This is a genomic window from Emticicia soli (genome assembly GCF_037860775.1).
In the GTDB taxonomy this organism is placed as follows: domain Bacteria; phylum Bacteroidota; class Bacteroidia; order Cytophagales; family Spirosomataceae; genus Emticicia; species Emticicia soli.
On sequence record NZ_JBBEWC010000008.1, the window covers coordinates 181,991 to 196,999 of the forward strand.

General features: G+C 42.2%; 7 protein-coding genes. All 7 read left to right on the forward strand.

The genetic code is table 11. The features are described from left to right. Positions 1–386 precede the first annotated feature (386 nt). The 7 genes from WAE64_RS14520 to WAE64_RS14550 all read left to right on the forward strand — a co-directional run bounded on the left by WAE64_RS14520 (position 387) and on the right by WAE64_RS14550 (position 14,849). On the forward strand, positions 387–3,521 hold the full coding sequence (locus WAE64_RS14520) for a SusC/RagA family TonB-linked outer membrane protein (RefSeq protein ID WP_340237913.1): 3,135 nt from the start codon (positions 387–389) through the stop codon (positions 3,519–3,521). A gap of 20 nt (positions 3,522–3,541) precedes the next feature. Further along, positions 3,542–5,425 carry a RagB/SusD family nutrient uptake outer membrane protein gene (locus WAE64_RS14525; RefSeq protein WP_340237631.1) on the forward strand — a complete coding sequence of 628 codons (1,884 nt, stop codon included), beginning with the start codon at positions 3,542–3,544 and terminating at the stop codon, positions 5,423–5,425. 86 nt (positions 5,426–5,511) lie between these two features. Further along, a complete protein-coding gene (locus tag WAE64_RS14530; protein WP_340237633.1) occupies positions 5,512–8,901 on the forward strand; it encodes a VCBS repeat-containing protein in 3,390 nt (1,129 codons plus the stop codon). Positions 8,902–9,117: 216 nt separating this feature from the next. Continuing rightward, positions 9,118–10,419: a vanadium-dependent haloperoxidase gene (locus tag WAE64_RS14535; RefSeq protein WP_340237634.1), complete on the forward strand. Its 1,302-nt coding sequence runs from the start codon at positions 9,118–9,120 to the stop codon at positions 10,417–10,419. A 111-nt stretch (positions 10,420–10,530) separates the two neighbouring features. Next, a complete protein-coding gene (locus WAE64_RS14540; protein WP_340237635.1) occupies positions 10,531–12,243 on the forward strand; it encodes a GMC oxidoreductase in 1,713 nt (570 codons plus the stop codon). 39 nt (positions 12,244–12,282) lie between these two features. After that, positions 12,283–13,329 (forward strand): glycoside hydrolase family 2 TIM barrel-domain containing protein, encoded by a 1,047-nt coding sequence (locus tag WAE64_RS14545; protein ID WP_340237637.1) that lies wholly within the window; start codon positions 12,283–12,285, stop codon positions 13,327–13,329. 44 nt (positions 13,330–13,373) lie between these two features. Beyond that, the gene (locus tag WAE64_RS14550) at positions 13,374–14,849 is read left to right on the forward strand and encodes an arylsulfatase (RefSeq protein WP_340237638.1); all 1,476 of its coding nucleotides are present in this window, start codon (positions 13,374–13,376) and stop codon (positions 14,847–14,849) included. The last annotated feature ends 160 nt before the right edge of the window (positions 14,850–15,009 follow it).

The window sequence follows — 15,009 nt, forward strand, 5'->3', positions numbered from 1 at the left end:
AACAACCTAAATGTATGAAAAAAGACGTACGTAGAAAAAATTTTTTGCTCATAGCAATGAAAATTACGTTTACTCAACTCCTGATGGTCGCTCTCTTTAGCGGACTTTCTTATGCCTATGACGTGAATGGTCAGGAAGTACTGAACACTAATGTTTCTTTAAAGATAGAGGCTTTAGAAGTGAAGAAGATTCTGAGCCAAATAGAAAAACAGGCTGATGTGAAGTTTGTGTATAGTTCAAACACTATACGATTGAATCAGAAAGTATCTATCATGATAAGCAATCGTTTATCAGAGGTACTTGATGATTTGTTTACACCACTTCAAATCTCTTATGAGGTAATAGGTGACCGCATTTTACTGCGCAAAAAGTCTCAAATGAAAAAGATGTCGCATATCGATGAACTTCGACTGCAAGACGGAAGCATCATTGAGCAAACAGTAAAAGGCCGTGTTACTGAAGGCGATAAGAACGAAGGTTTGCCGGGTGTAAGCGTTGTGATAAAAGGTACTACGAAAGGAACAACTACCGACGTTGACGGTAACTATACCCTTGTTGTGCCTGATAACAAGGCTGTGCTTGTTTTTAGTATTGTTGGTTTTGAGCCTCAGGAGGTGATTGTAGGCAACCGCACTACTATTGATGTAGCTATGCAGTCTGATGTTAAAACTTTAGGTGAAGTTGTGGTTGTGGGTTATGGTGTTCAGAAAAAAGAAACCGTAACAGGTTCGGTTGTAAGTGTGAAAGGGGCTGAATTAGTAAAATCACCAGCCGTAAACTTAACCAACTCTTTAGCAGGTCGTCTTCCTGGTGTTGTTGCCGTCAACAGAAGTGGAGAGCCAGGTAATGATAACTCAGCAATTCGTATTCGTGGTGCAAATACCCTTAATAATAGTGAAGCCCTAATCGTAATCGATGGTATCCCTAACCGTGCTGGTGGTTTATCTCGTTTGAACCCGGCTGATATTGAAACTATCTCAGTATTGAAAGATGCCTCTGCAGCTATCTACGGTTCTCGTGCGGCCAACGGTGTTATCTTGATTACTACCAAAAGAGGTAAAACTGGTAAACCAGAATTATCTTACTCGTTCAACCAAGGTTTTGCAAGACCAACAGTTGTACCTGCATTAGCCAATGCTGCACAATATGTTAGTATGCTTAACGACCTTGACATTTACCAATTGCCAGTAAGTGAGTGGGCTGCTGCCAATCAGGCTTACAAAACAAATGGTTCTTTTACAAGACCAAACGGTGAAACTAGAAAAGCTCCTTTCCAACCGTCTGAAATCCAGAAATATGCTGATGGTTCAGACCCTTGGTTGTATCCTAACACTGACTGGTACGCTGCTACTTTGAAAGATTGGTCGCCACAGTCACGTCATAATGTACAATTGAACGGTGGTACAGAAAACATCAGATACCTTACTTCATTGGGTTATCAGAAACAAGATGCGTTCTACAAACAATCGGCTACTGCTTATGAGCAATACGATATCAGAGTTAACCTTGATGCTAAAATCAATAAATACATCAATGTTCAGGTAGGTTTAGTAGCTCGCGAAGAGTTCCGTCGTTATCCTACAAAACCAGCAAGTGCTATCTTCCGTATGCAAATGCGTGGTAAACCACACCAACAAGCTTTCTGGCCAAACGGTTTACCTGGTCCTGATATCGAAAACGGTGAAAACCCGGTTGTAATTACAACAAACCAGACAGGTTACGAGCACGATAAACAAGATTATTTCCAAAGTAACGGACAAATCGACATCAAAATCCCTGGTATCGAAGGTCTTAAATTTACAGGTACTGCAGCAATTGACAAACGTATCCGTTCGACAAGACGTTGGGAGACACCATGGACGCTTTATGAAAGAGGTGTTGGTTTTGAAGCTGATGGTACAACGCCAATCCTTAGCCCAAGTAAACGTGGACCTGCCGAGCCTCGCTTGAATCTTGGTAACGAAACGCAATTGAATATCTTATTGGGTGCTGTTGGTACTTATGAGCGTACATTCGGTAGCCACGGTCTTACTGTACTAGCTGGTACAAACCGTGAGACAATCCAAGGTACAAACTTCAATGCTTTCCGTCGTTACTTTATCTCAACAGCTATCGACCAGATGTTTGCCGGTGGTGACCTTGAGAAAAACAACGGTGGTGGTGCTTATGAATCTGCACGTCTTAACTACTTTGGTCGTGTAGCTTATAATTACAAAGAAAAATATCTTGCTGAGTTCTTATGGCGTTATGATGGTTCTGACATCTTCCCTAAACAAACACGTTATGGTTTCTTCCCTGGTGTTATGTTGGGTTGGGTAATGTCTGAAGAAGGTTTTATCAAAAACGCTCTACCAGTTGTTAATTACTTAAAACTACGTGGTTCGTGGGGGCAGATGGGTAACGACCAAGTGTATTTACCTAATACAACAACGCCTGCTACTTACCAATACTTGTCTACTTATGGTTTCCGTAGCTATATTATCAACAATATAGAAACCAAAACTTTGTTTGAAACACGTATTCCTAACAATAACATTACCTGGGAGGTTGCCAATAACTCAAATATTGGTTTAGAAGGTCAGTTGTTTAATGGTAAATTATCGTTTGAGTTCGATTTATTCTCAAACAGACGTACAAACATCTTGTGGTTCAGAAATGCATCGGTTCCTCAATCAACTGGTTTAACACTTCCTGCTGAAAACATCGGTGAAGTATCAAACAAAGGTTGGGATTTCAGCCTAGGTTACCGTAGCCAAGTTGGTGAATTCAAATATAGCGTAGGTATCAATGGTGGTTATGCTAAAAACAAAGTAGAGTTCTGGGACGAAGCTCCGGGTGCTCCTGAATGGCAACGTACTACTGGCCGCCCTATGAATACCTATTTGGTTTACCAATATGATGGTGTATTCAAAGACCAAGCCGAAATTGATGCAAACCCAATTGATTACAAAGCTATTGTAAACCAATTGCGCCCTGGAGATATGAAATACAAAGATTTCAATGGTGATGGTAAAATCACTCCTGATGATCAAGTTCGTAACGATAACACGCAATTACCGTTGTTCCAAGGTGGTGCTAATATCTCTGCATCGTACAAAAACTTCGACCTTTCTATCTTATTCCAAGGTGCAGCAGGTGCAAAACAATACGTAAGTGCAGGTGAGTCGGGTAACATTGGTAACTACTTGTTAGATATTTATGAAAACCGTTGGACAATCGACAACCCAAGCAGTGTACACCCACGTATCGCTAACCGTAGCGACCAGTACTACTCAAATGGTAACACATATTGGTTAAGAAGCACAGACTATATCCGTTTGAAAAACTTCGAGATAGGATACACTATTCCTAGCAACCTGGGTTCAAAAATTGGTTTAAACAACTTTAGAGTTTATGTGAATGGACTAAACATGTTGACTTGGGATAAACTTAAAGTATATGACCCTGAGACAGATAACTCAACTGGTCAGTACTATCCTCAGTCAAAAATCATTAACGTAGGTCTAACAGCAACATTCTAAAAAAATTAACTTGAACAGCAATGAATAAATTTAAGAAAATATTAGTAGCGGCTGTTATAGCAGGTTTTGCTGTAACCAGTTGTAATGATGATTTCGTGAACACCAGTCCGCTTGACCAGGTTTCTGAATCGGCGGTATGGACTGATGCAGCACTTGCTGAGGCCTTCGTAACAGAGCTTTATGCTAGTTTACACATGGGAGGTTTCAGTGAAGAAATGCAAGCATCATTAACCGATGAAACATCTTTTACGCACCCGGGTCGTGGTATTACTACTATCACCGAGGCACGTTCAAATCCTGCTGATGTGGGTTGGGGTCAAGGTACTAACACTACCGGTAACAACCGTAGTTTTAGCTGGGGCCAGATGTACATCCGTATCAGAGCTTGTAATATTGCACTTGCCAACCTTGAGGCTCCTAAGTTTACTAATACAAACAAAATAGTTGAGCGTATGAAAGGCGAAGCCCTGTTTATGCGTGCATACTTGTACCATCAATTAGTACGTGTATATGGTGGTGTACCTTTAGTTGACCGCCCTTATGCACTAGGTGAAGCTGATTACCTTGCACCTCGTAACACAATGGAAGAGTGTATCAATTTCATTGTTAAAGATGCAGAACAAGCAGCTACTTTACTTGATGGCTTTACTATGGTTCCGGGCCGTGCGTCAAAAGCAGCAGCCTTGGCCCTTAAAGCTCGTATCTTGACCTACGCAGCCAGCGACTTGTATGATGCAAACACTGCAAAAGCAAAATCGACTGTAATGGCAGCATTCAGCAAACCTGAAATACTTGCTATTACAAGTGGAAGCCGTGCAGAACGTTGGACAAAAGCTAAAGCAGCAGCTAAAGCTGTATTAGATTTGTCTGGCTATGGATATGCAACTAACCTTTCGGCACCTGTAAGCAAAGAAGAAGGTACTACTAACTACATGAACCTATCTCTTGCAAGAAGCGGTGGTGAAAGAGACTTGATTTTTGGTCGTTATTTCATTAATGCAAAACAAGAAGACGGTGGCCGTCAAGGTTTGTTCAATGGCCCTAATGGTTACCATAACTGGGCTGGTAATGCACCAATCCAACACTTTGTAGATGACTACGAAATGATGGACGGTACTAAATTTAGCTGGCAAAACCCAACACACGCTGGCGACCCTTATGTAAATCGTGACCCTCGTTTCTATGCTTCAATCTTATATGATGGAGCTCCTTGGAAACCACGTACGGCCGATGTTGCATCAAAAGACCCTGCAAACCAGATTCAGACAGGTCAATACGAATTAGGCGATGGCTCAGGTACAAAAACAGCTTACTTTGGCTTAGATACTCGTAAATCTACAGTTGAAGACTGGAACGGTAGCTATACTGGTTATTATATGCGTAAATTTATTGACCCAAGTGCATCTATCGTTGACCAAAATACATGGCAACAAATTCCTTGGCCTGTATTCCGTTACACTGAGGCTATCTTCAACTATGCCGAGGCTTGTATCGAATTGGGCGAAGACGCTGAGGCACGTACATGGTTGAACAAAATCCGTTTCCGTGCTGGTATGCCTGCAATCACTGAGTCAGGCGATGCGCTACGTCAACGTTACCGTAACGAGCGTCGTATCGAGATGGCATTTGAAGAGCAACGTTACTTCGATGCACGTCGTTGGATGATTGCTCCAACTACTTTGGGTAGAAAAGCAAATATCATCACAGTGTTAGGTACATTAAAACCTGGTAAAACTGTTACATTATACAAGTACGATAAAAACAATTATAACTATGAGTATAAAGTAACTGACCAAGACCCAGGTAAAGAAAATCGTTTGTGGTTAGATAAGATGTATTTCTTACCGATTCACCGCGATGAAATGAACCGTAACAAGAACTTAGTACAAAACCCTGGATATTAATTTTATCCGAAATAAATTGGGTAGTTGGGTGCCATTCAGGTATCCAACTACCCAAAATTTTTATTACCGAAGCTCCAAACTACCCGATGAAATCCCTGAACCTAGTTTTACTAAGCCTATTATTTCTAACAGCTTGCCAGAGCGATAAGAATACTGCCGACAACCCAACTGCCGACACTTCAAACGAGCCTCAGCTTTTTACACTTCTTGCACCCGAAAAAACTAATGTCAGTTTTCAGAACATCATTAACGAAGGGCTCAATACCAACGTTTTGATGTATGAATATTTCTATAATGGCGGCGGTGTAGCAGTAGGAGACCTTAACAACGATGGTTTAGACGATATTTATTTTACGAGCAATATGCAAACCAACCGCCTTTATCTGAACAAAGGCGCAATGGTTTTTGAAGATATTACAGCCGCATCGGGTACTGCAGGCCGTGAAGGCCCCTGGAAAACAGGTACAACTATGGCCGATGTAAATGGTGATGGTTTACTGGATATTTATGTGTGCTACTCGGGCAACCTGAGACCCGAAAAACGTACCAATCAGTTATTTATCAATCAGGGCAACAACGCCGCCGGCGTGCCGAAATTTATTGATAAAGCCCATGAGTACGGGCTAGATAGCCCCGCAACAAGTACACAAGCTGCATTTTTTGATTATGACAAAGACGGCGATTTAGATATGTTTCTGCTGAACCATAACCCTAAATCTTTGCCTGTTTTAGATGAAGCCACAACTGCTGAGATATTAAAAAAAGAAGACCCTGACAACGGTATGCGTTTTTTCAGACAAGATAAAGGCGCAAACGGAGAGCCAATCTTCAAAGATATTACCAAACAGGCAGGCTTAATGAGCACTGCTTTATCGTATGGTTTGGGCATAGCCATTGCCGATTATAACAATGATGGCTGGCAGGATATGTATGTATCAAACGATTACACCATTCCTGATTTTCTATATATCAACAATAAAAAAGGCGGGTTCGTAAACCAGATTAGCGAAAGTGTTGGTCATTTCTCGCACTTTTCGATGGGTAGCGATGCCGCCGATATAAATAATGATGCCCTGACCGACATCTTAACGCTCGATATGTTGCCGGAAGATAACCGCAGACAAAAACTATTGATGGCCCCTGATAATTATGAGAAATTTGATTTCAATGTGAGAGTGGGTTTCGGGCATCAGTATATGCGTAATATGTTGCAGTTAAATCAGGGCTTATTGAATACGAATGGTGCGGTGAAATATCCGAAGTTTTCCGAAATAGGCCAGTTATCGGGCATTTCAAATACCGATTGGAGCTGGAGCGCACTATTTGCCGATTATGACAACGATGGATGGAAAGACCTCTATATAACAAATGGCTACCTGCGTGACTACACAAACATGGATTTTCTGAAATACATGAGCGATTATGTACAGAATAACCAAGCAAACATACAACGCCAGAATGTGCTCGACATGGTGATGAAAATGCCATCGTCGAACCTGGTGAACTACATGTATAAAAATGGGCAGAACCTGCAATTTAAAAACGTAGTAACCAACTGGGGCTTAAACCACAATGCCAACAGTAATGGAGCAGCTTATGCCGACCTCGACAACGACGGAGACCTTGACCTTGTAGTAAACAATATAAATGTACCGGCTTTTATTTACCAGAACGATGCCGAAAAACAACTAAAAAACCATTACTTGAAACTAAAACTTAATGGCGCCGGACAGAATAAGTATGGGTTGGGAGCGAAGGTATATCTCTATAAAAACGGGCAAGTACAATACCTTGAACAAATGCCAACCCGTGGCTATCAGTCAAGCGTTTCGCCTGTGTTGCATTTTGGCTTAGGCAGCCACACAGAGCTTGACTCTGTTCGCATCGTTTGGTTAAGTGGTAAACACCAATTATTAACCAAAGTAGCAGCCGATAAATTGTTGACCCTTGACGAGAAAGATGCAAAAGCAGGCTCGTTGCCTGTGCCATCGGTTGAGCCTTTGCTTAAAGAAACCAATACAGGTATTAAGGTTGTTGCGGCAAGCAATGTTATCAATGATTTCAAACGCCAGACGCTGCTAGTAAATCCGCTATCGTTCAGTAGCCCGGGTATGGCAAAAGCTGACATAAACGGCGATGGACTGGAAGATGTTTTTATAGGTGGCGGCAGCGGGCAGGCAGGCGTTATATATATACAATCGGCTAGCGGAACATTTACTATAAAAACCCAGCCGGCGTTCGATACTGACAAGCAAAGCGAAGATGCTGATGCCATTTTCTTTGATGCTAATGGTGATACTTTCCCCGATTTATATGTAGCAAGCGGCGGCTATGGTTCGCTTATGCCTGAAGACCCGCTTCTGCAAGACCGCCTCTATATAAACGATGGCAAGGGTAATTTTACAAAGGCAGCTAACGCTTTGCCACAAATGTTGGTTAGTAAAAGTTGTGTAAGAGTAACCGATATTAACCAAGACGGTAAACCGGATTTATTTATTGGTGGCAGGGTGATTCCGGGCCGTTATCCTGAAAATCCACAAAGCTATATTCTTATTAACCAGAGCAACGGCGGTACGCCTAAATTTGTTGACCAGACCGCCAGCATTGGCGCAGAACTCAAAACCCTGGGAATGGTAACCGACGCGGCGTGGTACGACCTCAACAACGATAAAAAAGCTGAACTGATAGTAGTAGGAGACTGGCAGCCGATACAGGTATTTGCGCTGAATGCTGGCAAACTAAGCAATGTAACTACTACATACTTTAATAAACAATACACAGGGCTTTGGAATAAACTATTGCTCGAAGATTTCAATAACGATGGCAAAGTAGATTTATTGGTAGGTAATCTGGGGCTAAACTCGCAGCTAAAAGCCAGCGAAAAAGAACCTGCCGAGTTGTTTTACAAAGACTTTGACGACAATGGCTCTGTTGACCCTATTGTGTGTTTTTATATTCAGGGTAAAAGCTATCCGTACGTAACACGCGACGAACTGCTCGACCAACTAAGCAATATGCGTACCCGTTTCCCTGATTATAAAAGCTACGCCGATGCTACCATGACCGAAATCTTTACCAGTGAAGAGCTGGCCAATGTGCAGAAATTAACCGTTAATACGCTCAAAACAACGCTGTTTATATGTGACTCACAGGGCAAGTTTCAAGAAAAGGGCTTGCCTTTAGAAACACAATTCTCACCAGTTTTTGCTATGGCCGCAACTGATATTGATGGCGATGGTAAAAAAGACTTGGTGATAGGTGGCAACATTAACCGAGGGCGTTTGAGATTTGGTAAATATGATGCTAATTTGGGTTTAGTTTTAAAAGGCGACGGCACAGGCCAGTTTAAGGCAGTAAGCCAGCAGCAGTCAGGCTTAAACCTGAAAGGTGATGTAAGAAGTATTATATCTGTCAATAATTTAATACTTTTCGGCGTTAACCAACAAGCATTGAAAGCGTATAGTTTTAAGAAATAGATAAAGATTTTGATCGCATATATATGATTTTTAAGAGTTGGGAGAATAAAAATCTTAAGAGTGCCTGATTTTGTTTGTAGAGACAGGGTATTGCCCTGTCTCTACGTGCACATTTTAGAGATTTTATTCTTCTTAATTTGTTGAATCACCTTTTTGCACGGCAAAAAATAACATTTAACCATTCATTCCCTAAATTATTAAAGCACATTGAACCCGATGAGATTTGCGATAATATTATTAACCTGCGTTTATATAACAGTTGGTTGTACAAACAAAGCCGAGCAGTTACCCAAGCTGAATAGTAAAGAAGTAAACAACGTTATTACCCGCATGACCGACATCATGATTCATGATGTATCAAACCCTCCGCTGGCTTCTCGTTTTTTTGCTTATGCTTGTTTGGCAGGGTATGAGGTGGCTTCTCAGGCTAACGATTCAATTCCTTCAATGAAAGGGAAACTCAACGAGTATCCCGACATTAAAGAACCAAAGGTTGCCGGAACATTCTCGCCGGATGTAGCTGCTATTCTAGCCATGATGGAAACCGCACAAAAAATGCAACCATCGGGCAAATTATTGGCCGACTATCAGAAAAAATGGATAGATTCTTGCCAAACACTTGGTTTTTCGAAAGAAGTAATCGAAAACTCTCTGACCTATGCGCAAGACATCAGCAAGCAGATACTGGTCTATGCCAAAGCTGACGAGTACAACAAAATCAGTAATTACCCTCGTTATACACCGGGTGGTAAAGACAGTGACTGGTTTCCGACACCTCCGGCATATTTTCCGCCTGTTGAGCCTTATTTTCATACCGTACGCTCATTTACGCTCGACTCGGCCAATCAGTTTATGCCACCAAAGCCTGTTCCTTTTTCAACCGATAAAAAATCAGCTTTTTATCAATTAATGCTCGATTTATATAATGAAAAACTATCGGAAGAGCACCGCCAAATAGCTGCTTTCTGGGACTGTAACCCCTTTGCACTCCAAGATAACGGGCACTTGATGGTAGGCATGAAAAAGATTTCGCCGGGTGCGCACTGGATGGGCATTGCCGGCATTGTATGCAAACAGAAAAACCTGAGCCTTGCCAAAACCTTGCAGATACACACAGCAGTAGCCATCGGCCTTATGGATGGTTTTATTGGTTGCTGGGGCGAAAAATACCGTAGTAACCGTGTGCGCCCCGAAACGGCTATCAGAAAACAAATAGACCCACAATGGCGGCCAATGTTACAAACACCGCCATTCCCTGAGTATCTGAGCGGGCACTCTACTATTTCTTCTACTTCTGCGGTAATTCTTACGCATTTTCTGGGAGATAATCTTGCCTATACCGATTCGGTAGAGGTGCGTTTTGGCTTACCGGCACGCTCATTTGCATCGTTCAATGCAGCCTCTGACGAAGCTGCCATTTCTCGTTTTTATGGTGGTATCCACTTCATGGATGCTATTGAGCATGGGCAAACACAGGGTACATCAATTGGGAATCAGGTATTGAAAAGATTAAAATAGAATATTTTCAAGATTAAATATTGATGATTTGGTAGATTTTTAGAATATTTACGTAAGAAATTCGTATTATATTCTTACGACTTATTTAACCAACCTAACCGAAGTTCCCTGATGTCAAATTTGAATATCGACAGTGTAAAGGACCGTACTTTTGATGCAATAGTAGTAGGCTCGGGCATGAGTGGCGGCTGGGCTGCCAAAGAACTCACCGAAAAAGGCTTAAAAACCCTTGTTTTAGAGCGTGGCCGCAATATTGAACACGTTACAGATTACCCTACAACCCTCAAGAACCCCTGGGAATTTGAGCATCTGGGGCAAGTACCCGATATTATTAAGCAAGAATACAAAATCCCTAGCCGACACTACATTTTTGGCGAAAGTACCTTGCACTTTCTGGTAAAAGATTCCGAACAAGAATATATACAAGAGCAACCATTCGACTGGATGCGAGCCTATCAGGTAGGGGGGCGTTCGTTGTTATGGGCTCGCCAGACCCAACGCTGGAGCGACTTTGATTTTGATGGCCCTGCCCGTGATGGCTATGCTGTCGACTGGCCTATCAGATACGCCGATATTGCACCTTGGTATAGCTATGTAGAAAAATTTGCGGGCATTACAGGCAACCGTGACGGTGTTGATACATTACCCGATGGCGAGTTTCTGAAACCGCACGAAATGAGTTGCGTTGAGAAACATTTCAAGCAACAGATGGCTACACATTACAAAGACCGCCACGTACTTATTGGTCGTGCAGCCCATCTGACCGACCCCAAAGAGATTCATTTCAAACAAGGCCGTGCACAATGCCAGAACCGGGTTATTTGTGAGCGTGGCTGCCCTTATGGTGGTTATTTTAGTAGCGTGTCCTCAACAATTCCTTGGGCTAAGCGCACAGGTAACCTTACCCTTCGCCCGCATTCGGTAGTACATTCGGTTATTTATGACGAGAAAAAACAAAAAGCCGCAGGCGTGCGCATCATAGATGCACAAACCAACGAAATGATTGAGTATTATGCAAAAATCATTTTCATGAATGCTTCAACGGTTAACACAAATCTGATATTATTAAACTCAATATCAAATCGTTTTCCGAATGGTTTGGGCAACGATAACCTTATGTTGGGCAGATTTATGGCTTTCCATACATTCAGAGGCCGTATAACGGCCGAATATGATGGTTTGCTTGATTCTACAACAGAAGGCAAACGCCCCAATAGCAGTTATGTGCCACGTTTCCGCAATGTATATAAGCAAGAAACTGATTTCTTACGTGGCTATTCGGCTGGTTTCAGTACTTCAAGAGGCTATGCCTCATATAACAAAGGCATAGGCGAAGACCTGAAAGAGCACCTGATGAAACCAGAGCTAGGCTTGTGGCAGGTGAACTCGCACATGATGGGCGAAACCATACCAAAATACGAAAGCCAGGTGTGGCTCGATACCAATCTGAAAGATAAGTACGGTATTCCGCAATTACACGTTTCGGTGAAATATGACGATAACGATGATAAAATGCTGAAAGATTTTGGCGAACAGTTTAACGAAATGTACACCAAAGCAGGCTTTATTAATATTCAGGTGCATGATACCAAACGGAATCCGGGTAGCGAGAACCACGAAATGGGAGGGGTGCGCATGGGTAAAGACCCTAAAACCTCAATGCTGAATAAGTGGAACCAGATGCATAATTGTAAAAATGTGTTTGTAACCGATGGCGCTTGTATGACCTCAACCTCAACACAAAACCCTTCGCTCACTTACATGGCGCTTACCGCCCGTGCCGTTGACTACGCCTTGAAACAAATGAAAGCCCTTAAATTGTAATTTAATTCAACCTTAAAATAGATAAGTATTCGTATTCTCATGAAAAAAAGCCTTTTGTCGCTAGTATTACTGATTACTGTTTTTGCCACTAACGCTCAACAAAGATGGACAGTAGAAAAAGCCAATGCCTGGTATGCTAAACAGCCATTGTTTGTAGGAGCAAATTTTATTCCGAGCACAGCTATTAACGAACTGGAAATGTGGCAGGCCGATACTTTCGACCCCGCTACAATTGACAAAGAATTAGGCTGGGCCGAAGACCTCGGAATGAACATGATGAGGGTTTTCTTACACAACATTCCTTACGACGATGACAAAGAGGGTTTTATCAAGCGCATTAACCAGTTTCTGGAAATTGCCGATAAGCACCACATAAAAATCATGTTTGTGTTGTTTGATTCTTGCTGGAATGACAACCCAAAATCGGGCAAACAAATGGAGCCGATTGTGGGTAAACACAATTCTGGTTGGTTAAGATGCCCGGGTACAAAAATGTTGTTTGATTCAAGAACCTGGGGTAGCCTTGAAGCCTATACAAAAGGTATCATCAGCACTTTTGCTAACGATAAACGTGTAGCCGTATGGGATTTATTCAACGAGCCAAGTAACTCGGGTTATAATGATGCCGTAATGCCATTGTTGAAAAAATCGTTTGAGTGGGCAAGGGCTGCTAAACCGTCTCAACCGATTACAGCAGGTTGGTGGACAGACCACCCAATGAGCAACGAGTTTATGTTTGCCAATTCAGACATCATCACTTTCCATAACTACAAAGATGCTGAGAATCTGGAAGCACAGATTAAAGATTTACAAACACGGTTCAAACGTCCGCTTATTTGTACCGAATACATGGCACGTAAACACAAAAGCACTTTTGAAACTTGCCTGCCGATATTTGCCAAATACAAAGTTGGTGCTATTAACTGGGGCTTAGTAAAAGGTAAATCTAATACTATTTATGCTTGGGATGAGCCAATGCCACAAGGTGGAGAGCCTGCACTATGGTTCCACGATATTTTCCGCCCTGATGGCTCAATCTACAAACAAAGCGAAGTAGACGCTATTAAAGCGACTACGAAGAAATAAGATAAAATTGAGTATTGGATAGATATAGATAACACAGCTAACTAATGAGATACACCACCCTTTTACTCTTATTTATGTGTTCAGTAGGGGCTTTGTATGCGCAAAAGTCTAAAAAGCCCAATGTTATCTATATCTATGCCGACGACCTCGGCTATGGCGAATTAGGCTGTTACGGACAAAAGAAAATCAGAACTCCTAACCTTGACCAGATAGCCAGCGAAGGAATACGTTTTACGCAGCATTATACCGGAGCGCCCGTGTGTGCACCTGCCCGAGCCATGCTCATGACAGGCAAGCACAGCGGGCATTCTTATATAAGAGGCAACTACGAACTGGGCGGTTTTGAAGACCACAAAGAAGGCGGCCAGATGCCCTTGCCCGAAGGTGTATTTACCATTGCTGATTTAATGAAAAAAGCCGGATATGCTACCGCTGCCATCGGAAAATGGGGCTTGGGTATGAGTAACACCACCGGAGACCCAAACAAGCATGGCTTCGATTATTTTTACGGTTACCTCGACCAGAAGCAAGCCCATAATTTTTACCCGACTCACCTCTGGGAAAATGGTAAGTGGGATACCCTTCGTAATGCCTACATAAAAGTGCACGAGGCTTTGCCTAAAGATGAAAACAACCCACAGGCTTTTGAAAAATTTAAAGGCAAGGATTATTCGCTGACAAAAATGGCCGAGAAAACGCTGGCCTATATTCGTGCGCATAAAAATGAGCCCTTCTTCTTGTATCTGCCTTATACCGGGCCACACCTCTCTCTGCAAGCGCCTGACGAAGCCGTAAAAGAATACATCGGTCAGTTTGAAGAGCAGCCATACAGAGGCGAAAAAGGCTATGCTTCAACTTTATATCCACGCTCAACTTATGCGGCTATGATTAGCTACATGGATAAGCAGGTAGGTAGAATAATGGCTTTGCTCAAAGAATTGAATCTTGACGAAAATACGCTTATCATGTTTAGCAGCGATAATGGTGCTACATTTGATACCGGTGGCGCCGATACAAACTTCTTTGACAGCGTGGCCGGACTAAGAGGCCGAAAACAAGATTTGTACGAAGGGGGTATTAGAGAACCGTTCATTGCCCGTTGGCCGAAGAAAATTAAAGCAGGGCAAACGTCTGATTTAATTAGTATCCAATATGACCTGATGGAAACCCTGGCAGAACTAACAGGAACAAAAGCCCCTTCCAATGATGGTATCTCGTTTTTACCTACTTTGCTCGGCAAGCCACAGCAACAAAAACAACACCCTTATTTGTATTTTGAATTCCCTGAGAAGGGCGGGCAGGTTGCCGTACGTATAGGCAACTGGAAAGGAGTAAAGAGTAATATGAAAAAAGATAAAGAAGCTCGCTGGGAAATATATAATTTACAGACCGACCAAAAAGAAACTACCGATATTGCCAGCCAACACCCCGAACTTGTAAAACAGTTTGAAGCCATTCTGAAAAAAGAACACCAACCCTCACACATAAGAGATTGGGAATTTATAGACCCTAAATTCTGAAAAAACGTAGCCGCTTGCTCATTGATTTTTCTAAAAAAAACTTACAAATATCCCTATTTGTAGTGTCTTGCCTACTAGCTGAGTAGTAGGCCCTTCCTTAAAATACTGTTTAATGGGTATTTCAATTCTTCATGTTCTTGTTGAAATTTGGTAAAAATAC